21 protein-coding genes are annotated in these 24,565 nt (G+C 66.7%); 7 read left to right on the top strand and 14 right to left on the bottom strand.

The window, feature by feature from the left end; all coding sequences use genetic code 11:
• Positions 1–2 precede the first annotated feature (2 nt).
• The 6 genes from purF to M2299_RS14450 all read right to left on the bottom strand — a co-directional run bounded on the left by purF (position 3) and on the right by M2299_RS14450 (position 7,765).
• Complete coding sequence (gene purF, locus M2299_RS14475) at positions 3–1,469, bottom strand: amidophosphoribosyltransferase (protein WP_025878104.1); 1,467 nt, start codon at positions 1,467–1,469, stop codon at positions 3–5.
• A gap of 30 nt (positions 1,470–1,499) precedes the next feature.
• Positions 1,500–2,279, bottom strand: a complete 780-nt coding sequence (locus tag M2299_RS14470) for a CvpA family protein (RefSeq protein WP_025878103.1) — start codon at positions 2,277–2,279, stop codon at positions 1,500–1,502.
• A gap of 46 nt (positions 2,280–2,325) precedes the next feature.
• Entirely contained in the window at positions 2,326–3,363 is a 1,038-nt protein-coding gene (locus M2299_RS14465) for an SPOR domain-containing protein (protein ID WP_280884573.1), read from the bottom strand.
• Positions 3,364–3,444: 81 nt separating this feature from the next.
• Complete coding sequence (folC, locus tag M2299_RS14460) at positions 3,445–4,716, bottom strand: bifunctional tetrahydrofolate synthase/dihydrofolate synthase (RefSeq protein ID WP_280884572.1); 1,272 nt, start codon at positions 4,714–4,716, stop codon at positions 3,445–3,447.
• A 42-nt stretch (positions 4,717–4,758) separates the two neighbouring features.
• The gene (locus M2299_RS14455) at positions 4,759–5,403 is read right to left on the bottom strand and encodes a histidine phosphatase family protein (RefSeq protein ID WP_025878100.1); all 645 of its coding nucleotides are present in this window, start codon (positions 5,401–5,403) and stop codon (positions 4,759–4,761) included.
• Positions 5,404–5,602: 199 nt separating this feature from the next.
• Positions 5,603–7,765 (bottom strand): S46 family peptidase, encoded by a 2,163-nt coding sequence (locus tag M2299_RS14450; protein ID WP_025878099.1) that lies wholly within the window; start codon positions 7,763–7,765, stop codon positions 5,603–5,605.
• 289 nt (positions 7,766–8,054) lie between these two features.
• Between M2299_RS14450 and tdh the strand changes: the two genes are divergently transcribed.
• Positions 8,055–9,077: an L-threonine 3-dehydrogenase gene (tdh, locus tag M2299_RS14445; protein WP_032952044.1), complete on the top strand. Its 1,023-nt coding sequence runs from the start codon at positions 8,055–8,057 to the stop codon at positions 9,075–9,077.
• Positions 9,078–9,262: 185 nt separating this feature from the next.
• On the opposite strand, the gene M2299_RS14440 is transcribed toward tdh, so the two are convergent.
• Positions 9,263–9,955 (bottom strand): TorF family putative porin, encoded by a 693-nt coding sequence (locus tag M2299_RS14440; protein ID WP_025878097.1) that lies wholly within the window; start codon positions 9,953–9,955, stop codon positions 9,263–9,265.
• Positions 9,956–10,167: 212 nt separating this feature from the next.
• Between M2299_RS14440 and kbl the strand changes: the two genes are divergently transcribed.
• The gene (gene kbl, locus M2299_RS14435) at positions 10,168–11,373 is read left to right on the top strand and encodes a glycine C-acetyltransferase (protein ID WP_059066100.1); all 1,206 of its coding nucleotides are present in this window, start codon (positions 10,168–10,170) and stop codon (positions 11,371–11,373) included.
• Between the two features lie 122 nt (positions 11,374–11,495).
• Here kbl and M2299_RS14430 read toward each other — a convergent pair whose 3' ends face one another.
• The 4 genes from M2299_RS14430 to M2299_RS14415 all read right to left on the bottom strand — a co-directional run bounded on the left by M2299_RS14430 (position 11,496) and on the right by M2299_RS14415 (position 14,561).
• Positions 11,496–11,834, bottom strand: a complete 339-nt coding sequence (locus M2299_RS14430; protein WP_080149947.1) for a hypothetical protein — start codon at positions 11,832–11,834, stop codon at positions 11,496–11,498.
• Between the two features lie 84 nt (positions 11,835–11,918).
• Positions 11,919–12,728: a pseudouridine synthase gene (locus M2299_RS14425; protein ID WP_207759515.1), complete on the bottom strand. Its 810-nt coding sequence runs from the start codon at positions 12,726–12,728 to the stop codon at positions 11,919–11,921.
• Between the two features lie 20 nt (positions 12,729–12,748).
• Positions 12,749–13,255, bottom strand: a complete 507-nt coding sequence (locus tag M2299_RS14420; protein WP_025878093.1) for a hypothetical protein — start codon at positions 13,253–13,255, stop codon at positions 12,749–12,751.
• Between the two features lie 217 nt (positions 13,256–13,472).
• Entirely contained in the window at positions 13,473–14,561 is a 1,089-nt protein-coding gene (locus M2299_RS14415; RefSeq protein ID WP_032977421.1) for an OmpA family protein, read from the bottom strand.
• Between the two features lie 358 nt (positions 14,562–14,919).
• On the opposite strand from M2299_RS14415, the gene M2299_RS14410 reads away from it, so the two are divergent.
• From M2299_RS14410 to M2299_RS14390, 5 genes are all read left to right on the top strand, one after another.
• Positions 14,920–15,939, top strand: a complete 1,020-nt coding sequence (locus tag M2299_RS14410; RefSeq protein WP_280884571.1) for a zinc-binding alcohol dehydrogenase family protein — start codon at positions 14,920–14,922, stop codon at positions 15,937–15,939.
• Between the two features lie 106 nt (positions 15,940–16,045).
• Positions 16,046–16,675, top strand: a complete 630-nt coding sequence (locus M2299_RS14405) for a hypothetical protein (protein ID WP_100435861.1) — start codon at positions 16,046–16,048, stop codon at positions 16,673–16,675.
• A gap of 106 nt (positions 16,676–16,781) precedes the next feature.
• Complete coding sequence (locus M2299_RS14400; RefSeq protein ID WP_280884570.1) at positions 16,782–18,812, top strand: NADPH-dependent 2,4-dienoyl-CoA reductase; 2,031 nt, start codon at positions 16,782–16,784, stop codon at positions 18,810–18,812.
• A gap of 299 nt (positions 18,813–19,111) precedes the next feature.
• Positions 19,112–19,570, top strand: coding sequence for a cell wall hydrolase (locus tag M2299_RS14395; RefSeq protein ID WP_025878087.1), 459 nt, complete (start codon positions 19,112–19,114; stop codon positions 19,568–19,570).
• An 86-nt stretch (positions 19,571–19,656) separates the two neighbouring features.
• Positions 19,657–20,268 (top strand): glutathione S-transferase N-terminal domain-containing protein, encoded by a 612-nt coding sequence (locus tag M2299_RS14390; RefSeq protein WP_280884569.1) that lies wholly within the window; start codon positions 19,657–19,659, stop codon positions 20,266–20,268.
• 65 nt (positions 20,269–20,333) lie between these two features.
• Here the strand turns inward: M2299_RS14390 and M2299_RS14385 are convergent, their stop codons facing one another.
• The 3 genes from M2299_RS14385 to prpE all read right to left on the bottom strand — a co-directional run bounded on the left by M2299_RS14385 (position 20,334) and on the right by prpE (position 24,035).
• Entirely contained in the window at positions 20,334–21,377 is a 1,044-nt protein-coding gene (locus M2299_RS14385; RefSeq protein ID WP_100435859.1) for a suppressor of fused domain protein, read from the bottom strand.
• A gap of 46 nt (positions 21,378–21,423) precedes the next feature.
• A complete protein-coding gene (locus tag M2299_RS14380) occupies positions 21,424–21,927 on the bottom strand; it encodes a hypothetical protein (RefSeq protein WP_025878083.1) in 504 nt (167 codons plus the stop codon).
• Positions 21,928–22,154: 227 nt separating this feature from the next.
• Entirely contained in the window at positions 22,155–24,035 is a 1,881-nt protein-coding gene (prpE, locus tag M2299_RS14375; RefSeq protein ID WP_099841971.1) for a propionate--CoA ligase, read from the bottom strand.
• Positions 24,036–24,565 lie beyond the last annotated feature (530 nt).

Genomic DNA, 24,565 nt, shown 5'->3' with positions numbered 1-24,565 from the left:
CCTCAGGCGCGGCGCTTGTGCTTGGCGTCGTCCGAACGCAGCTGCTGGATGCGTTCGAAGTAGCCCGGCTCGATGCCCGTCGGGTAATGGCCGTTGAAGCACGAGGAATCGAAGTTGCGCAGCGCCGGATTGCCTTCGCTCACCGCCGCTTCCATGTCTTCGATGTCCTGGTAGATCAGCCAGTCGCAGCCCAGGTGCGCTTCGATTTCCTCGATGCTGCGGTTGTGCGCGACCAGCTCTTCAGCAGCCGGCATGTCGATGCCGTAGATGTTGGGGTAACGCACCGGCGGAGCGGCGCTGGCCAGGTAGACCTTGCGTGCGCCGGCGTCACGCGCCATCTGCACGATCTGCTGGCTGGTGGTGCCGCGCACGATCGAGTCGTCCACCAGCAGCACCACGCGGTTGCGGAATTCCAGGTGGATCGGGTTGAGCTTGCGGCGCACCGACTTCACCCGTTCGCCCTGGCCCGGCATGATGAACGTGCGGCCGATGTAACGGTTCTTGATGAAGCCTTCGCGGTACTTCACCCCGAGCACGTTGGAGATCTCCAGCGCGGCATCGCGCGAGGTGTCCGGGATCGGGATGATGGTGTCGATGTCGTGGTCCGGGCGCAGGCGCAGGATCTTCTCGCCCAGCTTGATGCCCATGCGCATGCGCGCCTTGTGCACCGACACGTTGTCGATCATCGAATCGGGGCGTGCGAAATACACGTACTCGAAGATGCACGGGGTGTGTTCGGCCGGCTCGGCGCAGATTTCCGAGAACAACTCGCCGCGCGCGGTGATCACCAGTGCTTCGCCCGGCTGCACGTCGCGCACGCGCTGGAAGCCCAGCACGTCCAGCGCGGCCGACTCGGAGGCAACAATGTATTCGTCACCCTCGGCATGGCTGCGCTTGCCCAGCACCAGCGGGCGGATGCCATGCGGATCGCGGAAAGCGACCAGGCCCAGGCCCAGCACCACGCTGACCACCGCATAGCCGCCCTTGCAGCGGCGGTGTACGCCGGCAACCGCGCGGATGGCGGCTTCCGGGCTGAGCTGGCGCTGCTGTTCCAGTTCGTAGGCGAACACGTTCAACAGCACTTCGCTGTCCGAATCGGTATTGACGTTGCGGCGGTCCTGCTCGAACACCTGCTGGCGCAGGTCCTCGGTGTTGATCAGGTTGCCGTTGTGGGCCAGCGCGATGCCGTACGGCGAATTGACGTAGAACGGCTGTGCCTCGTCCATGCCTTCCGAACCGGCGGTCGGATAACGCACGTGGGCGATGCCGACGCTGCCTTCCAGGGTGGACATGGTGCGTGCATCGAAGACATCGCGGACCAGGCCGGTGGCCTTCTGCACCCGCAGGCGGCTGCCGTTGACGGTGGCGATGCCCGCCGCGTCCTGGCCGCGATGCTGGAGGACGGTCAAGCCGTCATACAACTGCCCGGCGACGTTCTGGTTGCCGACGATTCCGACGATGCCACACATGATGCGAGGTCTCCGCTGGGCTGTGCCCAGTTACAAGGAAGGTGGCCGTGCCTGGCCAGAGTTGTCGCCGCGTCTGCGGTCGACATTGGCCGGGTCGTCCGGCTCGATGCTGCCCGGTAGTGCTGGGGCGTCCGGGCGCACTTCGGCCGGATCGTATGCCTCGCCCTGTTCCGCCTTCGCAGGCCGCAGCCATCCGCTGCCCGCCACTATCTGACCGAGTACGCCATTATCGCCTGTCGCCCCCGGCTTGCCCACTCCGGCGCCGGCGCTCTTGCCCAGCTCCATCAACGCAGATGGGGACAGCGCGTCCATCGGCAAGGCCTTGGGCAGCAGGTCGGTGCCCGGCACCTGCCACTGCGGCAGCTTGCTGTTCATCCAGGCCACGGCCGGGTTCAGCACCGGGCGCAGCGCCGAGCCGCGCCAGGAGGGTTCGGCGGTAAGCGGGGTGAAGCCGGCCAGCAACAGCAGCACGGCCGCGATCAGCCCGCCACGCACGGCACCGAGGACCCCGCCCAGCAGGCGGTCCAGGCTGCCCAGCATGTTGCGGTGGACGATGGCCTTGATGACCATGCCGATCACGGCGACCACGACCATCACGCCGATGCCGACGCTGAGGTAGCCGCCGATGAAATGCTCGCCGCCGGGCGCAGCCGGTGCGGCCCACCAGCGTGCGGCGTCATTGCCGAAGGCGAAGGCCGCCCAGGCGGCCACCAGCCACGATACGGTGCCGATGACGATGCCCACGAAGCCGCGCAGCAACCCAAGCAGGGTGGAGGCGGCGATCACGATCAGCAGCACCACGTCGATCATGGCGCCCCGCTCCTTCGGCGGCGCTGGCAACGGGGCTGCGTACAGGTCATGGGTGCGGTCGCACCATGCCGGCCACGCCGACCTTGGCGGCGACCTGCGCCTTCAACTGTTCAGCATCGGCGCGGTTGGCGACCGGCCCGACACGGACGCGGTGCAGGCTGCCCTTTTCGGTACGCACCTGCTCGACGAAGGCGCTGAAGCCTGCCGCGCGCACCTTGTCGCGCAGGGCGTTGGCATCGTTGGCCTGGCCGAAGGCGCCGAGCTGTACGGCAAAACCCACTCCGCTGGCGGCCGGTGCGGCCGGCGTGGTCGGCGGCGTGGCCGGCTTGCTGGCGGTCGCTTCCGGCTTGGGCTCGGGCTTCGGTTCCGGCTTGGCCACCGGCTTGACCGGCTCCGGCTTGGCGGCCGGCGGCGCTGCTGCGGTCGGCGTACTCGGCGGCAGGCTTTCACTGCGCACCGGGTTGCCGGTCGCCGACGGCGTGGCCGCCGCGACGGGAGTACTGGCGCTCGGCGCGGGCGTCGGCGTGCTTGCCACCGGTGCGCTGGTCGAGGGCTTCGCATCGAGCGTGATGACTTCTGCCTTCACGTCGGCACGCACCTTCACCGCCTGCAGCCGGGCCGCTTCGGCCTGGGCACGGTCGGCATACGGCCCAACGCGAACGCGCCAGGCCGGGCGACCGTTGATCGATGCGGTCTCGATGAAGCCCGGAAGCTGCGAACGCTTGAGGTAGGCGATCACCGCATCGGCGTCGGCTTGGCTGCCGTAGGCGCCGAACGTCACCGCATAGTTACCGGCGGCGACGGCTGGCGAAGTGTCCACGGTCGGCGGTGCCGCCGGGGCGGCAGCCTCCTCGACAGGACGGGCCTGGCCACTCTGCAACCCGGTGGCGCCACCGGCCGGTGCGACCAGCGGCAGTTCACGGGTTTCAAACTGGCCATCGGCCGGCGCATCGGGCGCGGCGATCGGCACAGAAGCGACACCGCTGTCCGGGGCCGGGCCCTTGACGAGCATCGGCAGGAAAATGACGGCCAAGGCCACCAGGACGATGGCACCAATCAGACGCTGTTTCAGGGGCGTATCCACGTAGGGCAGGCGGCAGGCTGGACGTTGCGGTCGATTATACGGGTGCGCGACCGCACGGCGTCGGTAATGGCTGAACGGCGGTCAGGCGTGGGCCTGCAGCCATTGCAGCGCAGCGGCGGCGGTATGGAAGGAACCGAATACCAGCACCCGGTCGCCGTGCTCGGCGCGGGCCAGCACCTGCGCCATCGCCTGTTCGACCGTGCCGGCCAGCGGCGCAGTGGCTGCCGCCGTATCTGCCAGCCGTGCCTGCAGTCCCGCCGCACTCTGCCCACGCGCGCCATCGAGCCCGGCCAGGGTCCAATCGCTCACCACCTCCTGCAGGGCCTGCACCACGCCCACGGCGTCCTTGTCCTGCAGCGCGGCGTACACCGCCAGGGTGCGCCCGGGCGATGCTTCGGCCTTCAGCGCGCGGGCCAGCTGACCGGCTGCCTGCGGGTTGTGGCCGACATCGACGCGAACCTGCACGCCATCGCGCTCGAACGCCTGCAGGCGCCCGGCGATGCGCGCCGCTGCCACGCCTGCGGCCCATGCCGCGCGCGGCACCGGCCGGTCCAGCGCGCGCAGCGCCGCGATCGCCGCACCGGCGTTGGCCAGCTGGATCGGCCCGGCCAGCGTCGGCGTCGGCAGCTCCAGGCGGGTGCCGACATCGCGCCAGCGCCAACGCTGCGCGTCGATCGGTTCGTAGAAATAGTCGCTGCCGCCGCGGATCGCATTGGCACCCACCAGGTAGGCGCGCGCCAGCACGCTCGACGGCGGATCGGTCTCGCCCAGGATCACCGGCTTCCAGCCGCGGATGATGCCGGCCTTCTCGGCACCGATGGCCTCGCGGTCCTCGCCCAGCCATTCGGCGTGATCGATGTCCACGGTGGTGATCACCGCCACGTCGGCGTCGACGATGTTGACCGCATCCAGGCGGCCACCGAGGCCCACTTCCAGCACGGCCAGATCAAGATCGGCATCGGCAAACAACTGCAGCGCGGCCAGCGTTCCGTACTCGAAGTAGGTCAGCGTCACATCACCGCGCGCTGCCTCGACCGTGTTGAACGCGGCCACCAGTGCGGCGTCATCGACATCCTGGCCATCGATGCGCACGCGCTCGTTGTAGCGCAGCAGGTGCGGCGAGGTGTACGCGCCGACCTTCCAGCCCGCCGCACGCGCGATGGCCTCGATGAAGGCGACGGTGGAACCCTTGCCGTTGGTACCACCGACCACGATGGTGTGCCTGGCCGGCGTGCCCAGGCCCATCGCGGTGGCCACGGTGCGCACGCGCTCCAGTCCCATGTCGATGCTGGCTGGATGCTGGCGTTCAATGTAGTCCAGCCATTCGGCCAGAGTGGTCGGGGTGTTCTTCACGGCAAGGCTTCCAACAGGTGCAGGTGGTTCAGGGCAGAAGATTCAGAGTGCGCGGTGCTTGGCTTCACCGAAGAACGGCGTGTGGTGGGCGCAGTCGTTCAGGCGCACCACTTCCAGGCTGTCCAGGTCGGCGCCTTCAAGCAGGTTGAGCGTGGTCGGTGCCTGGCGGAAGGTCCACAGCCGCGACAACGGCAGGCCCAGCACCTTGCACAGGATCACCCGGTTGACTGCATCGTGGGCGACCACCAGCAGGGTGTCGTGTTCGCCAAGGCCTTCGGCGGCTCGGGCCAGGCCGCGCCAGCTGCGCTCCAGCACCAGGCGCAGCGATTCGCCACCGGGCATCAGCACGGTGTCCGGTTCATTGCGCCACGCCTGCAGGCGCGACGGGTCTTTTTCGTTGATTTCGCTGGCCAGCAGGCCTTCCCACTCACCGTGGGCGATTTCCTGCAGCTCCGGCTCGGTCAGCAGCATGTCGGCGCGTGCAGCACCCAGGGCCAGTTGCGCGGTGCGTTGGGCGCGTGACAGCGGCGAGGCCACCGCGCGGGTGATGTCCACCGAAGCCAGGCGGGCGCCAAGCGCCTGGGCCTGGGCCTCACCGATGGGCGAAAGCGGGATGTCGATCTGGCCCTGGTAGCGGCCTTCGGCGTTCCACGGCGTTTCGCCGTGACGGGCAAGCAGGATGCGCATGCGAACAAGGGGTCCTTGGGGGAGGAGTTCCGGCGCATTGTTCACATCCTGTGAAGTGCGCGGAACAGGGATGATACCTGTTCGGCGGACCCGGCCGGTCGGGGCATAAAAAAACCCCGCGACAGACGTCGCGGGGTTTCAGAAACTCCGGCTATCTGGTCGAGGTTGCCGGCCAGCGGCCGGCACTACCGCAACCGGTTTATTTCGCCAGGTTCAGTTCCTTCAGCAGCTGCGGCGCCGGCGCCACTTCCTGCATGATCCACTGCATGTAGCGGCTGTCGACGGCGATCATGCGGGTCATCACCGGGTCGAACACCCAGTTGGAACTGACCGATTCCCAGTTGCCGTCGAAGGCCAGGCCGACCAGCTTGCCGTTGGCATCGAGCACCGGCGAACCGGAGTTGCCGCCGGTGATGTCCAGGTTGGACAGGAAGTTCACCGGTACCGAACCGATCCGCTTGTCTTCCAGACCGCCGTAACGCTTGGCCTTGACCGCATCGAGCAGGGCCTTCGGCGAGTCGAATGGATCCTCACCGGTTTCCTTCGCCGCCACACCTTCCAGGGTGGTGAATGGGGTGTACTTCACGCCGTCCTTGCCATAGCCCATCACGTTGCCGAAGGTGATGCGCAGCGACAGGTTGGCATCGGGATAGACGAACTCGCCCTGGCTCTTCTTGTAGTCGGCCACGGCCTGCAGGTAGAGCGGACGAGCGGTCAGCGATTCGCCCTCGCGGATCTTCTTCTGCTCTTCCTGCTTCAGCAGCGCCGGCATGACGGCCACCGCGTACTGGATGGCCGGATCATTGCTGGCTTCAAACGCAGCGCGATCGGCCTTGAACCACTTCAGGCGGTTGTCCAGGCTGCCCAGTCCGGTGCCGCCCAGCTTGGTCACCAGCGACTTCACCGCAGTGGCATCGCTGCCGGCCAACCACGTGTTCAGCACCTCGTTGTCGCGCTGGGCGGCTGGCAGGGCCACGTACTGGTCCAGCCAGTAGGTCTGCAGCTGCTGGTCCATCTTCGCCACGTAGCGGCGATCCATCTGCTTCAGGCTGCCCTCGATGGTGGTCAGGTCGCGGTCCTGGTAACCCGCTTCGCGCTCGGCGTCGGGCTTGCTGCGCTCGATCGACAGGCGGTACAGGGTGATCGCCGCGCCCACTGCAGAGGTGTTGTTGAACTGGCCGACGAACAGGTCGCGCTCGCGCGTCGACTTGCTGGTATCCAGGTGCTGCAGCAGCTGCGCGTGTGCAGCCAGTGCCGGCTTGCCGGCAGCGCCCTGCTTCTTCAGCCAGGCCAGCACCGCCGCTTCTTCGGCCTGCTTCTGGCCGGCGGCATCGATGCGCTTGAAGCCTTCCAGCTGGCCCAGGTAGTTCTTGGCCACGTTGTTCATGCTGGCCGCAGTGGCGGCGTACTTCACCTTGACGTCGGCGTCGGCCTTGCCGGCGTCGGCGATCATCTTCAGCACCGCGTTGTAGTGGCGGGCGATGGTCGGGTAGGTGAAGCTGGCGGTCTCGTTGAACTCGCCGGCCAGCGCGTAGCGGTTGGTGCGGCCCGGGTAGCCGGCCACCATCACGAAGTCGTCGGCGCCCAGCGGCGTATCGGCGAACTTCAGGAAGTGCTTGGGCTGGTAGGGCACGTTGTCGGCCGAGAACGCGGCCGGCTTGCCATCCTTGCCGACGTAGGCACGGTAGAACGAAAAATCACCGGTGTGGCGCGGCCACATCCAGTTGTCGACGTCACCGCCGAACTTGCCGACGCTGCCCGGAGGTGCATAGACCAGGCGCACGTCCTTGATTTCCAGGTTGCGGAACAGGCGGTAGGTGTTGCCGCCGGAGAACGAATACAGGCGGCAGCGGAAGCCGGCATCGGCTTCACACGCGGCGACCTGGGCCTTGTCGAAAGCGTCCAGCGCACGGCTGCGGGCCAGCGGGTCCTTGCCGGCGCCGGCGATGGCCGCCTTGGCCTGGGCGGTGACGTCGGTGATCTGGTCGAGCACGAACACGCGGGCGTTCGGGCCGGCACTCAGTTCATCGCTGAGCTTGGGCGCGTTGAAGCCGTCCTTGATCAGGTTCTTCTGTGCGGTCGAGTTCAGCTGGATCGCACCATAGGCACAGTGGTGGTTGGTGACCACCAGGCCCTGCGGGGAGACGAAGCTGGCGGTGCAGCCGCCCAGCGCGACCACCGCGCCCATCGGGTCGCCGGTCAGGTTGGCCAGCTGTTCCGGGGACAGCTTGAGGCCGGCCTTCTGCAGCGGGCCGGCGATTTCCGGCAGCTGCTGCGGCACCCACATGCCCTCAGCGGCATGGGCGACCTGGACCAGCCCAAGGCTGGCGACGACGGAGAATGCAAGCAGGTTCGAGCGCATGGAGCGGCCCCTGGTAGTGGAACCCTCGATTGTAGCCCGCCGCCCTGCCCCGGCCCGAACCCCGGAAGTCATGGCCCCCGGCCCGCCGGGCATGGCCCGGCGCTACCCGCACGATTTGCCGGTAGCGCCGGGCCATGCCCGGCGAACGCAGTGGCGCTGTTCGAAACGCCCGCCTGTACACAGCTTTCGTTCCACCGCTGCGCCCGCAGCGCAGCATGGGAATTCCGCGTGGCGCCCTATAATCCGCGCTTTCCCCCTGATGAGTTCCACCCCGATGGCGCAGCAAACGATGAAGGCCCTGGTCAAGCGCGAAGCGGCCAAGGGCATCTGGATGGAAGAGGTTCCGGTGCCGACCCCGGGCCCCAACCAGGTCCTGATCAAGCTGGAAAAGACCGCGATCTGCGGCACCGACCTGCATATCTACCTGTGGGACGAATGGAGCCAGCGCACGATCAAGCCGGGCCTGACCATCGGCCATGAGTTCGTCGGCCGCATCGCAGAGATCGGCCCGGGGGTGACCGGCTACGAGATCGGCCAGCGCGTGTCGGCCGAAGGCCACATCGTCTGCGGTCACTGCCGCAACTGCCGCGGCGGTCGTCCGCACCTGTGCCCGAACACCGTCGGCATCGGCGTCAACGTCAACGGTGCGTTCGCCGAATACATGGTGATGCCGGCCAGCAACCTGTGGCCGATCCCCGACCAGATCCCCTCCGAGCTGGCCGCCTTCTTCGACCCGTACGGCAATGCCGCTCACTGCGCGCTGGAATTCAACGTCATCGGCGAAGACGTGCTGATCACCGGCGCCGGCCCGATCGGCATCATCGCGGCGGGCATCTGCAAGCACATCGGTGCACGCAACGTGGTGGTGACCGACGTCAACGACTTCCGCCTGAAGCTGGCCGCCGACATGGGCGCCACCCGCGTGGTCAACGTCGCCAACACGTCGCTGAAGGACGTGATGAAGGAACTGCACATGGAGGGCTTCGACGTGGGCCTGGAAATGAGCGGCAACCCGCGCGCGTTCAACGACATGCTGGACTGCATGTACCACGGCGGCAAGATCGCCATGCTCGGCATCATGCCCAAGGGTGCCGGCTGCGACTGGGACAAGATCATCTTCAAGGGCCTGACCGTGCAGGGCATCTACGGCCGCAAGATGTACGAGACCTGGTACAAGATGACCCAGCTGGTGCTGTCCGGCTTCCCGCTCGGCAAGGTGATGACCCACCAGCTGCCGATCGACGACTTCCAGAAGGGCTTCGACCTGATGGAAGAAGGCAAGGCCGGCAAGGTGGTCCTCAGCTGGAATTGACCCTTCGGGTCAATTCCCCCGCAGGTTTCCTTATCCCCGCGCCGTCGGCGCGCCCCCTTGAACAACAAGGGGGCTCTCCCCCAGATGGAATCAAGAACGCTGCGGAATCGAAAAAGGCGCCCATTGGGCGCCTTTTTCGTGAAGCGTGCCAGGCAAGCCAGGCACCTACCGTAACGCCTGCGGCGTTACTTGCCTACGGCCACGCTCAGCATCACCCGGCTGTGGGCCAGCTTGCCGGAGTTGTCGCGGCCGTTGCCATCGGTGCCGTAGTAACCCAGGCCGACATTGAACAGGCCGAACTGGCGGGCGACGCCGACGTTCCAGTCGGTGTAGTCCTTGGCGATACCGTCCTCGAAGGTGCTGCGGCCGACGTTGGCGTTGAGCGTGAAGTCCTTCGGCAGGCCCCAGCTGCCACCCAGGCCGAAGTACCAGCCGTCGGTGCTGCTGTTCCACACATCGTTGCTGTAGGCCACCGTCAGCTTGTAGGTGTCGTCCAGCGTGGTGGTGGTGATCAGCTCGTTGTAGTTCTGGTGGCTGGCCTTGAGGTAGGTGTAACGGTTCAACAGCACGTCGAAGTTGACGCGCTCGGTCACGTCCACGCCGTAGCCGATAAGGTAGTCGACCTCGGTATTCGGATCGCCCGGACCGAAGTCCACGCCCGAACCCCAGACACCGGCATACAGGCCAACCGGGCTGGTGTAGGTGAAGCCGGCCTGCAGGGTCGGATCCTCATCGGTCTGCGACACACCACGGAACAGGTAGTCCGAGACGGCGGTGACGTTCCAGCTGTACGGAGATTCGTTGTCCTGGGCGCTGGCGGCGAACGGCGCGAGGGTCAGGGCGGCGGCAATGGCGAGGCAGGCACGGGCGTGCTTCATGAGCGTCTCCGGTGGGGTCGGTGGCGTGGAAGGCGGGGATCTGCAGCGGGCGCAGCAACCGGAGCCAGACAGCCCCGGTTCACGAATTTTTAACCCGTTTGCTATTGCGATGCAACATGTGCCGGCCATGGCGGTGCCCCATCCGGCCCGGTCCGCAGCCGTCGATGCCCGGTAGAATCAGCGGTTTCCCCGTGCTGAGCCGTGCCCACGCCATGACCGACTCCTCCGCCCTGACCCGCCACTATGCTGAGGAACTGGACGCCATCCGCGCCCAGGGCCTGTTCAAGTCCGAGCGGATCATCACCAGCCCGCAGTCCGCCGAGATCACCCTGGAGGACGGCCGCAAGGTGCTGAACTTCTGTGCCAACAACTATCTCGGCCTGGCCGACCATCCTGACCTGATCCAGGCCGCGAAGGACGCGCTGGACAGCCACGGTTTCGGCATGGCATCGGTGCGCTTCATCTGCGGCACCCAGGACCTGCACAAGCAGTTGGAGAAACAGATCGCCGACTTCTTCGGCAAGCAGGACACCATCCTGTACGCGGCCTGCTTCGACGCCAACGGCGGCCTGTTCGAACCGCTGCTGGGCGAGAACGACGCGATCATTTCCGATGCACTGAACCATGCCTCGATCATCGACGGCGTGCGCCTGTGCAAGGCCAAGCGCTTCCGCTACGCCAACTGCGACATGGCTGACCTGGAAGCGCAGCTGCAGGCCGCCGATGCGGCCGGCTGCAAGACCAAGCTGATCACCACCGACGGCGTGTTCTCGATGGACGGCTTCATCGCGCCGCTGGACGAGATCACCGCGCTGGCGAAGAAGTACAACGCGCTGGTGCACATCGACGAATGCCATGCCACCGGCTTCCTCGGCGCGACAGGCCGCGGCTCGGCCGAGGTCAAGGGCGTGCTGGAGAAGATCGACATCATCACCGGCACCCTGGGCAAGGCCATGGGCGGCGCACTGGGTGGCTTCACCTGCGCCAGCGCCGAAGTGATCGAGCTGCTGCGCCAGCGCTCGCGCCCGTACCTGTTCTCCAACTCGCTGCCGCCGCACGTGGTCGCCGCCGGCATCAAGGCGTTCGAGATGCTGGCCGCGGCCGATGACCTGCGCAGCACCCTGGCCGCCAACACCACCTACTTCCGCGAGAAGATGACCGCTGCCGGCTTTGACGTGAAGCCCGGCGTGCATCCGATCAGCCCGGTGATGCTGTACGACGCACCGCTGGCGCAGAAATTCGCCGAGCGGCTGCTGGAAGAAGGCATCTATGCGATCGGCTTCTTCTTCCCGGTGGTGCCCAAGGGCCAGGCCCGCATCCGCACCCAGATCAGCGCCGCGCACAGCCGCGAGCACCTGGACCGCGCGATCGATGCATTCACCCGCATCGGTGTCGAGCTGGGCGTGATCAAGGGCTGATCACCCACGGATAACGCCGGGCCATGCCCGGCGGTTTCCCGATAGCCGCGCCATGCGCTCGCCGGGCACGGCCCGGCGCTACCCATCAGGACGTGCCGACCAAGGTCGGCACCTGCCAGGCCTTATTTCTTCTTTTTCTTCTTGTCCTTGGGCTCGTCCTTGCTGGCGACCACCACCGGCTTGGCCACAGCGTCCTGCCCGTTGCCCTTGGCAACGCGGATGCCATTGGCTTTCATCCAGGCATCGAACTGGTCGGCGGTCATCTTCTGGTCGCCGTTGCTCATCATGAAGCGATAGCTGCCGCGGCCATCCAGCTCCGGGGTCTTTACTTCAACCACCGGGGTTTCGGCCGGGCGATCGGCCTTGGCCGCCTTCTTGTGGCCGCCGCAGGCCGTCAACAGCACGATCGGCAACAACAGGCTGGCGCAGCGCAGGGTTTGCTTGAGGGTCGGGTGATACATGGCAGGCTCCGTTCTGGACATTCGACAACCAGGCGCCCCCTACGCCTGGAACGGTGGCCGGCAAGCGCCGGCCGTGGGCATCACTCAGCCCGGTGCAGCGGCCCCCAGCCGCTGCTGGTCGCTGACCTCCAGCGCCCGCCACTGGCCCTTGCCGAGATCGCCGAGCGTGAGCTCTCCGATCGCAACGCGGACCAGGCGCAGCACCTGCAGGTCGAAGGCCGCCAGCAGGCGACGGATATGGCGGTTGCGGCCCTCGTCGAGGACCACCTCCAGCCAGGCGGTCTTGTCGCCGCTGCGCAGCACGCGCACGGCCAGGGCAAGCAGGAACTCGCCCTCGTCTTCGACACCGGCGCGCAGCGCGGCCAGGGTGTCCTCGTCGGGCAGGCGATCCACCTGCACGTGGTAGGTCTTGTGCGGGCCGGTCTGCGGATCAGTCAGGCGCGCAGCCCACTGCGGATCATTGCTGAACAGCAACAGGCCTTCACTGGCCTTGTCCAGGCGACCGACCGGCGCGATCCACGGCAGGCCGGCACCATCGAAGCAGCGGTACACGGTGTCGCGGCCACGCTCATCCTGCACGGTGGTGACCACCCCGCGCGGTTTGTTGAGCATCAGGTACAGACGTTGCGGTGCGCCCATCGGCTGGCCGTCGACCTCGATCGGTGGCGCCGGGCTGGCAATCGGGAATTCCGGATCACGGACGATGCGCCCGGCGACACGAACGCGGCCATCGGCGATCCAGCGCGCGGCCTCGCTGCGCGAGCACACACCCGCCTTGGACAGCACGCGCGCCAGGCCATGGCGCACGCCAGCGGAAACCGCAGCGGGATTCGCACGCCCACGCGCCGCGTGGGAGCGGGCAGCGGGGGCGGCAGGTGGGCGGCGCGTGCGCAAGCCTCTGCTCCCCGCCGCGCTTACTTCTTGTCGACCGGCTTGGTCTCAGCCGGCACTTCGGCTGCGGCCGGGGTGGCTGCCGGAACCGGACGCGCCTTGACCACGCGTACGCCGCGCGCCTTCATCCAGGCGTCGAACTCTTCGGCGGTCATGCGCTTGCCGTTCTGGCTCATGTCGAAGCGCCACGGCGTGTTGTCGAACTCGGTCTGCGGCTTGTACGCGGCCGGATCATTCGGCTTCACCGCCGGCGCGCTCGGAATCGCCTTGGCGATGTTCTGGCAGCCATCGATGCGCAAGCGCTGCAGCACCTGGTCCAGCGACTGCGACGGATCGTAGCTGCTGCCCAGCACGCCGCTGGACATGCCCAGCTGGCTGCTGCGGATGTACAGCTCGTCGGCCACCGGGGCGACGGCCGTGGCCGGCAACGGCAGCGGCGAGGCGCTGGTGTTGACCGAGCAATCGACCGCAGCGTGAGCAGCAGGAACCAGGGCCAGCGCCAGAACGGCAGCCGATGCAGAGCGCAGCATGAGGGCATCCACGAAAGGAAGTGACGCGGCGAGTTTAGCAATGCCGCGTCATCTTTCAAGCGCCACTTTCAATGAATACGCCAACTCATTGGTTTCATAAGCAAATTGCCGACGAACGGTCACCATTCCAGCGCTGATTCATCATTGCGGACCGCACAAACAACAAGACCCGGCCGAAGCCGGGTCCTGCTGTGTCTTACTGGCAGAGCGTCAGAACTTAGTTCTGGACGTTCAGCTCGGTACGACGGTTCTTGGCGCGACCTTCCGGATTGTCCGAACCATCCGGGTTGGTGTTCGGCGCAATCGGACGGCTCTCGCCGTAGCCGATCGGACCGGCCAGACGGCCAGCGTCGACGCCGTTCTTGGTCAGGTAGTTGTACACCGCGGTAGCACGACGCTCCGACAGCTTCTGGTTGTAAGCGTCGGTACCCTTCGAGTCGGTGTGACCGGCAACTTCAACGCGCAGATCCGGGTAACGCTTCAGGATCTCGGTGGCTTCGCTCAGGATGGCCACAGCGTCCGGACGCAGGTTCGACTTGTCGAAGTCGAAGTTCACGCCCTTCAGGTCGATCGAGACCGGCACCGGGCAACCGTCCGGACCGATGGTCTGACCCGGCTGCGAGTTCGGGCACTTGTCGTCGCAGTTGTTGACGCCGTCACCGTCGTCATCCAGGTCGGCGCAGCTCGGGGCAACCGGAGCCGGAGCCGGAGCAGCAGCCACCGGGGCCGGGCCCAGCGGGATCACGACGCCGACCGAAGCCAGCACGTCGCCGAACCAGCTTTCGTCGCGCGCGGCGATGCTCTGGTCGTCGAAGTCAGCGCGGTACGCCACTTCGGCGCGGACAGCAACGCGCTTGTCGAAGGTGGTCTGCAGGCCGACGCCGAGCTTGGCAGCCAGGTTGCCGTCCTTGCGGTCAGCCAGGCCACCGGCGATCGGGTTGTACTCTTCTTCCGACTTCTGGTAGCCCAGGCCGCCCACGATGTAGGGGTTCCAGCCGCGGCCTTCCTTGATGAAGTGGCGACGCAGATCGAACGACACGCCGTACTGCGACCAGTTCTTGTCCTGGTTGGCGTCGAAGTTCGGGTTCTGGTAGTTCAGCTCACCATCCAGCGACCAGTTCGGGCTGATGAACTTGCCCAGACCCAGGGTCACGAACGGAGCGTCGTTGGTCAGGCGGTCGTTGTCCTGGAAGTTGAAGCCGGCCGAACCGGTCAGGTACCAGCGGTCATCGAACTCCTGCGCCGACGCAGCCTGGGCGAAAGCCAGACCGCCCAGCAGCGCGGCAGTAAGGATCTTCTTGTTCATTGAGTACAGCTCCTATTTCGGGGGTATGAAACCGGTAGAGGCATGGGCCAGCACTACTGCGTCGATGTTCAGACAGCCGATTCAGCACGCCACCGCCGCGAACATTATGCTCAGGCGGGTGAAGGTCATGTTAACAGTCCCGTAACATGTGAAGCGCCGCGCACGACCGGCCACCGGTCCGACGTTGAAACCCTATACAGGATGATGAAAATCCGCAAGACCCACGCACCACAAGGGTTTGGAAGGGTTTAACGGCCAGATGCGTCAGATTTGGCGCGGGTTATCCCAAAGCGGTTCAGCGCGCGCCCATCGAGGTGAGGAACCTTATGATGCAGACAGGAACCGAGCTGGAGCTGCAATGAAAGCCGTCGCCCTGTGCCGTGACTCCGCCCCTGCCCTGCGCGATCTGGTGCTGCCACCGCCGCAGCCGCCGCGTGGCCGTGACCTGCTGATCCGTGTCGAAGCACTTTCCGTCAATCCTGTCGACGGGAAGCTGCGTGCAGCCACGCCGGCCGCGTCGCTGGATACCCCGCGCATTCTCGGCTGGGACGCGGCAGGGGTGGTCGAAGCGATGGGCGAGGAGGCCAGCCTGTTCGCCTCCGGTGACGAGGTGTACTACGCAGGAGATGTCACCCGCCCTGGCTGCAATGCGCAGTATCAGCTGGTGGATGAGCGGCTGGTGGCACGCAAACCGACCACCCTCGATTTCGCCGAAGCGGCCGCACTGCCGCTGACCACCCTTACTGCCTGGGAACTGCTGTTCCAGCGCATGCCCCTGCAGCTTGATGATCGCCGCCACGCCGGCCAGCGCCTGCTGGTGATCGGTGGCGCCGGCGGCGTCGGCTCGATGGCGATCCAGCTGGCCCACCACGCGGGGTTTGAGGTCATTGCCACCGCCTCGCGTGAAGCCTCGATCGACTGGTGCCGGCGGATGGGCGCCCAGCATGTCATCGACCATCGCCAGCCCCTGTTGCCGCAGCTGCAGGCGCTTGGCGTCGACGAAGTGCAGGTGGCACTCAACCTGGCCGACACCGATCACTACTGGGACGAACTGGGCCAGCTGCTGGCACCACAGGGACATGTAGGCCTGATCGTGGAACCCCGCGGCCCGCTGCGCATCGGCGATCCCTACAAGGCCAAGTGCATCGGCATCCATTGGGAATTCATGTTCGCCCGCGCGCGCTTTGCCACCGCCGACCGCATCGAACAGCACCGCATCCTCAACCGCGCCGCCAGCATGATCGACGCGGGCCAGTTGCGCGGCACGCTGAGCGAAGTGCTGGGCCCGATCAATGCGGCCAACCTGGACGTCGCTCATCAACGTCTGGCCGGCGGCCGCACCATCGGCAAGCTGGCGCTGGCCGGCTGGGACGACTGATTCACCACCCACAGCTGTCACAGTGGATTGGCCGGCATCTGTATCTATTGAATGACCTGTTTCGGGGATAGGGTGGAAACAGATTTCCCTCCCCCCCGAGCCTGTCATGCCCACCGCCCTGCCCCTGCGCCTGCTGCAACTGATCATCGGCCTGTTCCTCTACGGCTTCGGCGCCTCGCTGATGATCCGCGCCGCCATCGGTGTCGCGCCGTGGGACGTGCTTTCGCAGGGCATTGCTGCACAGACCCCGTTGTCGTTCGGCCTGGCCACCAACGTGATCGGCGCGCTGGTGCTGCTGCTGTGGTGGCCGCTGCGGCAGAAGCCAGGTGTCGGTACCGTGCTCAACGTGATGCTGATCGGCCCTTCGGCCCAGTTCGGACTGTGGCTGCTGCCCCCGGCGGTCGGCCTCGGCTGGCAGGTGGCGATGTTCTGCGCCGGCATGCTGCTGGTGGCGCTGGCCACCGGCCTGTACATCGGCGCCAAGCTCGGCCCTGGCCCGCGCGATGGCCTGATGACCGGACTGCACGCGCGCACCGGCTGGCCGATCTGGAAGGTGCGCAGCCTGATTGAAGGCAGCGTGCTGCTGCTGGGTTGGTGGCTGGGCGGCAATGTCGGCGTCGGCACGCTCGCCTTCGCGTTGCTGATCGGACCGTTGTGCGGGGTCACGCTTGGCTGGTTCGGGATCGGCCGCACACCGGTAGTGCCGGCCGCTGGCCGGCAACCGCAATCGCCCTGAGCTGACCGGTAGGCCGGGCATGGCCCGGCGCCACCGAGCGAGGCAGCCCTTGCCCCGGGACCCGTTTCGCGGCACCCTTCGCGCTTCCGTACGCAAGCGTATCGACATGTCGCCAGCCAACGAAAGCGCCTACCCCCACCTGTTCGCCCCGCTGGACCTGGGCTTCACCCAGCTGCGCAACCGGGTGCTGATGGGCTCGATGCACACCGGCCTGGAGGACCGCGCACGCGACTTCCCGCGCCTGGCCGCCTACTTCGCAGAGCGCGCCGAAGGTGGCGTCGGCCTGATCGTCACCGGTGGTTTCGCGCCGAACGTGGTCGGCTGGCTCAAGCCGTTCGGCGGCAAGCTGTCCTGGCCTTGGGAAGTGCGCCCGCATCGGCAGCTGACCGCCGCCGCGCACCAGCACGGCGCGAAGATCTGCCTGCAGCTGCTGCATGCCGGGCGCTACGCCTATCACCCGCTGTCGGTAGCGCCGTCGAAGCTGAAGGCGCCGATCAATCCGTTCACCCCGCGCGCCTTGTCGGCCAGCGGCGTCGAGCGGCACATCGCCGACTATGCACGCAGCGCGAAGCTGGCCCGCGAAGCCGGCTACGACGGCGTGGAAGTGATGGGCTCGGAGGGTTACCTCATCAACGAGTTCATCGCCCCGCGCACCAACAAGCGCAAGGATCGCTGGGGCGGTGATGCCGCACAACGCATGCGCTTCGCGGTGGAGATCGTGCGCCGCATCCGCGAAGCCTGCGGCCCGGATTTCATCATCATCTACCGCCTGTCGCTGGTCGACCTGGTCGAAGACGGCAGCAACTGGGAAGAGATCGTGCAGCAGGCCCAGGCCATCGAGGCCGCCGGCGCCACGATAATCAACTCAGGCATCGGCTGGCACGAAGCGCGCATTCCGACCATTGCCACCTCGGTACCGCGTGGCGCATTCGCCGCGGTCACCGCCAAGCTCAAGCCGCACGTGTCGTTGCCGCTGGTGGCGACCAACCGCATCAACATGCCCGAGGTCGCCGAACGCATCCTCGCCGATGGCGGTGCCGACATGGTGTCGCTGGCACGCCCGCTGCTGGCCGACCCGCAGTGGCCGAACAAGGCCCGCGCCGGCCGCGCCGAGGCCATCAACACCTGCATCGCCTGCAACCAGGCCTGCCTGGACCACGTGTTCGAAAACAAGCTGGCCAGTTGCCTGGTCAACCCGCGTGCCGCCCACGAGACCGAGCTGGTCTACACCCCGACCACCGCACCGAAGCGGGTGGCCGTGGTCGGCGCAGGCCCGGCCGGCCTGGCCTGCGCTACGGTCGCTGCCGAACGCGGCCACCAGGTCACCCTGTTCGACGCCAGCGAGGAGATTGGTGGCCAGTTCAACGTGGCCAAGCGCATTCCCGGCAAGGAAGAGTTCCACGAGACCCTGCGATACTTCCGCCACAAGCTGGGCGAGACCGGCGTGCAGCTGCGCCTGGGCACCCGTGCCGACGCGGCCAGCCTGGCCGGCTTCGACGAGGTCGTACTGGCCACCGGCATCCTGCCGCGCAAGGTCGACTTCCCCGGTGCCGACCACGCCAAGGTGGTCAACTACCTGGACGTGCTGCTGGGCCGGGTCGAGGTGGGTGCCAGCGCCGCCATCATCGGCGCCGGTGGCATCGGCTTCGATGTCGGCGAGTTCCTTGCCCATGACGGCCCCTCGCCATCGCTGGACCCGCAACGCTGGATGGCCGAATGGGGCGTGGATGCCACCTTCGAGGCCCGCGGTGCACTGGCCCGCCCGGCCGTGGAGGCGTCGCCGCGCAGGCTGTGGCTGCTGCAGCGCAGTGCCGGCAAGCCCGGTGCACGCCTGGGCAAGACCACCGGCTGGATCCACCGCGCCACGCTGAAGGCCAAGGGCGTGCGCATGCTGGGTGGTGTCGAGTACCTGGGCGTGGACGATGCGGGCCTGCGCATCCGCGTGGACGGCAGCGAACAGCTGCTACCGGTCGACCACGTGGTGATCTGTGCCGGCCAGGAACCGCAGCGCGCGCTGCAGGCCGAACTGCAGGCTGCAGGCATCGCCCCACACCTGATCGGTGGTGCAGACGTGGCCGCCGAACTCGATGCAAAACGTGCGATCGATCAGGGCAGCCGGCTCGCCGCCGCGCTCTGATGAGCACCTGAATGGGGGCCGGAATGTGATTTCCGTCACCGGTCCCCAAGCTGAATGTCAAGCCGGACGATTCAGGATGCGTTCGGCAATGCCCCCCTACCTTGCGCCGACTTTCTGCTCACCAGCCAGTTTCCGGTGAGCCGGTGCGGACCCCGCCGATCGATCCACGATCGTGTTCTTGGGGCCGCCCACGGGGCAGCCCCGATGGCCGCCTCCCCATGACGCCAAGTCGTACCCCGCCTCCAGCAGCCTGCGCTGCCGGAACCGCCAGGTGCGTCCCACACGGAGCAAGGAGTTATATGAAACTGGCCTGGATTCTCTGGCTGTCGCAGTTGCTGCCGCAGCCGGCCGCTGATTCATTGTGTTTGAGCACCACCGTTTACCTGGAAGCCCGCGACCAGACCCTGCGTGGCCAGCAGGCCGTGGCCGAGGTCGCCCTGCGTCGCCTCGACAGTGGCCTGTGGGGCGACTCGATGTGCCAGGTGGTGACCGCGCGCAAGCAGTTCGCCCCCACCATCGTCTCCCCCGGCACCCAGCTGGGCAACGATGCGGCGTGGAGTGAGGCGATGGACGTGGCCTTCGACGCCGAGCGCAACTGGGCGCTGCCAGCCGGCGAGCGCCGCGAGATCGTGCCTGGCGCCAGCCACTTCGCTGCGCTGGCCATCGCCAGCCCGAACTGGCGCAACGCCTACCAGGTGGCCACCATCGGCGATCACACCTTCTACAAAGTGCAGAACCTCAAGCCCCGGCAGTCGTAACGATCCGTTGCCGGTGGCAGCGTTGCCGCGTGCGGCTGGGCTCTGGGATAGTGGTGGTTTCCCGCCACACCCCGCCTGGAGTTCCCATGAAGCTGTACAGCAAGCCCGGTGCCTGTTCCACCGCCGACCACATCGCCCTGCAGTGGACCGGCCAGCCGTTCGAGGTTGAACTGCTGAACAAGGACACCCTGAAGGGTCCGGAATTCCTCAAGATCAATCCGGCCGGCGCGGTACCGGCGATCGTCGATGGCGACTTCGTGCTGGTGCAGAACGCGGCGATCATGGGCTACATCGCCGACAGCTACCCGCAGGCCGGTCTCGGCGGCGATGGCAGCCCGCGCCAGCGCGCTGAAGCCACCCGCTGGCTGGCCTTCGTCAACTCCGACGTGCACCCGGCGTTCTCGCCACTGTTCGCGCCGGGCAAGTTCATCGCCGATGAAGGCCAGTACGACGCGATCCGCGCCGCCGCGCACAAGCGCCTGCGCGCCCTGTTCGAGACCGCCGACAGGCAGCTGGCCGACAAGCCTTGGCTGGCCGGCTTCCGCAGCTTCGCCGATCCCTACTTCTACATCACCCTGCGCTGGGCGGCCGGCACCAAGGTCGACCTGTCGGGCCTGGACAACCTGGCCGCCTACAAGGTGCGCATGGACGCCGATCCGGGCGTGCAGGCGGTGCTGAAGGCCGAAGGGCTGGCCTGATGGAACCGGGGTCGGATACGTCTGCGCAGCAGGCGGCTCCGACCCCATCGGTGCCATCGGCGCGGTCAGCCGATTTCGCGGATCACTTCGCCCTTCGCATCGCGCAGGAACGTCGGCACCACTTCAACCTGCAACGTACTCGACACCGGGTAGGTCCCGCGTTGCGGCCGCACGCCATGCCAGGCCTGCAACGCCGCCTCATCCAGTATCCAGCGCACGTTGTCGTCCTCGACCGCGACCGCGCCATCGGTGGCCGGCATGAACTCCCATTGCCGTTCGCGGCTGACCAGCGTCAGTGCCTTGCCGTGGCGCAGGCGCAGTGGCAGCAGCTCACCCACACTGCCGACCTGCCCGGCCCCCAGCACCAGCGTGGTGATACCCGCCGTCTGCCGCCAGTCCAGCGTCTCGATGAACAACATGCCGGTACTGGATCCCTCACGCTCGCTGCCGGCCTCCACCCGCGCGGCCAGCGCCGGATCGTCCAGCAGATTGCCGCGATGCAGATCGGTGATCCACAGCGGCATCGCTTCCTCAAGCACCTGCAGGACACCGCGCGTGGACCAGCGCTTGATCGCGTCCATTTCCTCGTCGGTCAGCCCCACCACCTGAAGGAACTGCAAATGTCCATTGGCGGTGTCGCGCGGTGGCAGCTGCGGATCGGCAACGAATGCCAGATGGCAGAGACGGGTGTCGGTCTCCAGCGCGATCGGGCCATTGGCGTTGAGGTGGTGGCCATCCTCGAACACATTGCCGCTGCTGAATACATAGCGCGCCAGATTCTGCAGCAGGTTCATCGGCCACGCAGGCGGCGTGCTGCCTGCATCCTCCCCCTTGTCCGCAGCCAGGCGGAACGTCAGCTCGAAACCATAGCCACTGGTGGCCGCATCACTGCTCTCTTTTGCATACAGCTCTGACAGACCGTAGGTGACGTAGTGCCAATGCGGAACCGGTGATTCCGCCCAGTACACGCTGATGCCGTCGAGCGGATCCTGGCCACCCAGCGTGTACGGCAGCGCGGTACCGAAGTGACGCGGCTCCTGGCCGGCGTACAGCGGTGCCAGCGCGGCATTGATCGCATCCCAACCGGGGGTATCGGTGTCGTCCTGCATGCGGGGCTCCTGGGCGGAAAAAGAGCGGACCACTTTACCCCGCGCGTCAGCCGGGCACGACCTCGGCAGTGACCGGTGCCATCGAGATCTGGATCTCCTGCCACCAGCGCTGGGCCAGCGCCGGGCTGCGTGCCTTGCCGATCGCGGCGATCATTTCCGGGCACAGTTTTTCCAGGGCGACCGCGTCGGTACAGCGCTCGATCTTCAACTGCATGAAGTAGCCTTTCAGGCCCAGATGGCGGCGCACGGCATCGCTCATCGCGTCGTACAACTGCTGGTACAGCGCCGGATCCTGCTCGCGGCCGCTGCACAGCCCGCGCTGCGGCACAGGTTCGGCCCTGCCGCCGACCACTTCGATCAGGCCCAGTGCCGCCAGCTGCTGCAGCGCATCCGGCGGCGCGCGCAGTCCTTCGAACAAGCCGCGCAGTTCGCTTTCATCACGCTGGCCGTCAACCATCAACAGGATCGAACGCAGCGCCGCCGGCAGGCGCCGGGCACGATCTTCGATTTCCTGGCGGCCAGCGGCCGTCTTGGCATGCAGCAGTGCCATAGCTCCCCCTTCCCACGATGCGATACGCATGCACGCCCTTGCGGGCACGCCCCCCTGTTCGCCATCCCCGGGTGGCACGCGCGTTCCCCGGCGCGTGCCGCGTGTTGCAGGTCGATGACAGGCGGAGCTTAGCGCATGTCCTGGCAGGCCTGGGTAGCGCCAGGCCATCCCTGGCGGCTTTTCCGCGCTTTGCGCTCGCCGGGCATGGCCCGGCGCTACCACCCCGATCAGCGTCCCAGCGCGCGGCGGATCTCTTCCAGCGCGCCCGGGTCGTCCAGCGTCGACAGGTCGCCCGGGTCGCGCTGCTCGGCCAATGCCTGCAGCGAGCGACGCAGCAGCTTGCCCGAACGGGTCTTGGGCAGCGCGTTGACCACATGGATGTGCGCCGGTCGCGCCACCGCACCCAGCGAGGTGGTCACCGTAGCCATCATCTCGGCCACCACTGCGGCCGGGTCTTCGCCATCGAGCCCCTGCTTGAGGGTGACGAACACCAGCGGCACCTGCCCCTTCAATTCGTCCTTCACCCCGATCACCGCTGCCTCGGCCACGCGCGGGTGACTGGAGATGGCCTCTTCGATCTCACGCGTGCCCAGACGGTGCCCGGCCACGTTGATCACATCGTCGGTGCGGCCGAGGATGAAGGTATAGCCATCGTCATCGCGGATGGCCCAGTCCAGCGAGCTGTACAGCAGTTCCTTGAAGTGGCTGAAGTAGCTCTGCAGGAAGCGGCTGTCGTCATTCCAGACCGTGCTCATGCAGCCCGGCGGCAACGGCGGCGTCATCACCAGCACACCCTTCTGCCCGGCAGCCACCTCTTCACCGGTGTTCTCGTCGATCACCTTCATCCGGTAGCCGAGATTGGGGAACCCGGGCGAGCCGAACCGCACCGGCTTCATGTCCAGCCCAGGCAGCAGGGTCAATGCCGGCCAACCGGTTTCGGTCTGCCAGTAGTTGTCGATGATCGGCTTGCCCAGCGCGTCGCTGATCCAGTGTGCGGTCGGTTCATCCAGCGGCTCGCCGGCCAGGAACAGATACTTCAGCGCATCCAGGTCGTGGCGGTGGATGAAGTCGGCATCGTGCTTCTTCAGCACGCGGATCGCCGTCGGCGAAGAGAACATCGTGCGCACGTTGTACTGCTCGCACAGCGCCCACCAGATGCCCGGATCGGGGTTGGTCGGCAGCCCTTCGTACAGCAGCGAGGTGCAGCCGCCGATCAGCGGGCCATACACGTTGTAGGAATGGCCCACGGCCCAGCCGACATCGGAGGTGGAGAACATCACCTGTCCCGGCTTGCAGTCGAACACGGTCTGCATCGACTGCGCCATCGCCACCGCATAGCCACCGACATCGCGCTGCACGCCCTTCGGCTTGCCGGTGGTGCCGGAGGTATACAGCAGGTAGCTGGGCTCGCTCGATTCCAGCCATTGCACCGGCACATCGGTCTGCCCGATCTGCGCACGCAGGGTGGCGTACTCGACGTCGCGCCCTTCGATGCGTGGCTCGGCCGGGTCCAGCCCGCGCGAAACGATCAGCACGTGCGGCGGCGGACTGCTGGCTTCGGCGCAGGCGGCATCGACCATCGCCTTGTACGGAATGAGCTTGCCGCCACGCATGCCGGCATCGGCAGCGATCAGCAGCTTCGGCTTGGCATCGTCGATGCGCAGCGCGAGGTTGTGCGCAGCGAAGCCACCGAACACCACCGAGTGCACCGCACCGATACGTGCACAGGCAAGCATGGCGAACACGGCCTCGGCCATGTTCGGCATGTAGATCACCACGCGGTCGCCGTGGCCGACGCCAAGGTGCTTCAGCACGGCGGCGAAGTCGTTCACTTCGCGATACAGCTGGCGATAGGTGATTTCGCGGGTGCTGTTGGTTTCGGTGGAGATGGCGACCAGGGCGAGCTGGTCCGGGCGGTCGGCCAGATGCCGGTCGACGGCGTTGTAGCAGAGGTTGGTTTCACCACCGACGAACCAGCGCCGGAACGGCGGGTTGCTGTAGTCGAGCACCTGTTGCGGCGGCGTGTGCCAATGGATGCGCTTGGCTTCCTCGCCCCAGAATGCCTCCGGCTCGTCGATCGAACGGCGGTAGGTTTCCTCGTAGTTCATGACGCAGCCCTCCCAGACAAAGTCATGGCTTCGAGCATAGTCCGGCGCTGGCGCGTGGGCCGCCCTACCTTGGTAGGGGGTGTGTTGCCGGCAGGGCTGCGCCCTGCACCCGCAGAAGCAACGGCAACGGCAATGACAACTGCAACAGCCGAAGCAACAGCAATGGCAGATTCCGGGTTTGGCGGGGAGGGGGCAGATGGCGGGGGACGCTGCAAGTACGTCCCTGTAAGCTCGGTCGCGCCATCCATGGCGCTCACGCCCCCGCCATCTGCCCCCTCCCCGCCTCCGACAATTTCCCGCTGCTGTTGGTGGGTGTCGACCTTGGTCGACACGTAGATCCACGCCATGCGTGGATGCTCTTCGTTCAATTGTCGAAATATTCGATTCCGATGGATTTGATCCATCGCAAAGCGTGGATAGACCATCCGTCACCGAAGATCTGTCGAAGGCGGGGTGGGTCCGGTTGCGGGGGTGTCCGCGGCATGGATGCCGCGGCCAAGCCCCCAGGGATGGGTTTACGGCGTCCCCCG

The organism is Stenotrophomonas sp. 1278 (assembly GCF_029892765.1).
Classification (GTDB): domain Bacteria; phylum Pseudomonadota; class Gammaproteobacteria; order Xanthomonadales; family Xanthomonadaceae; genus Stenotrophomonas; species Stenotrophomonas indicatrix.
Note: the sequence above shows the minus strand (reverse complement) of the source record. Positions and strands in the feature narration are given on the sequence as shown.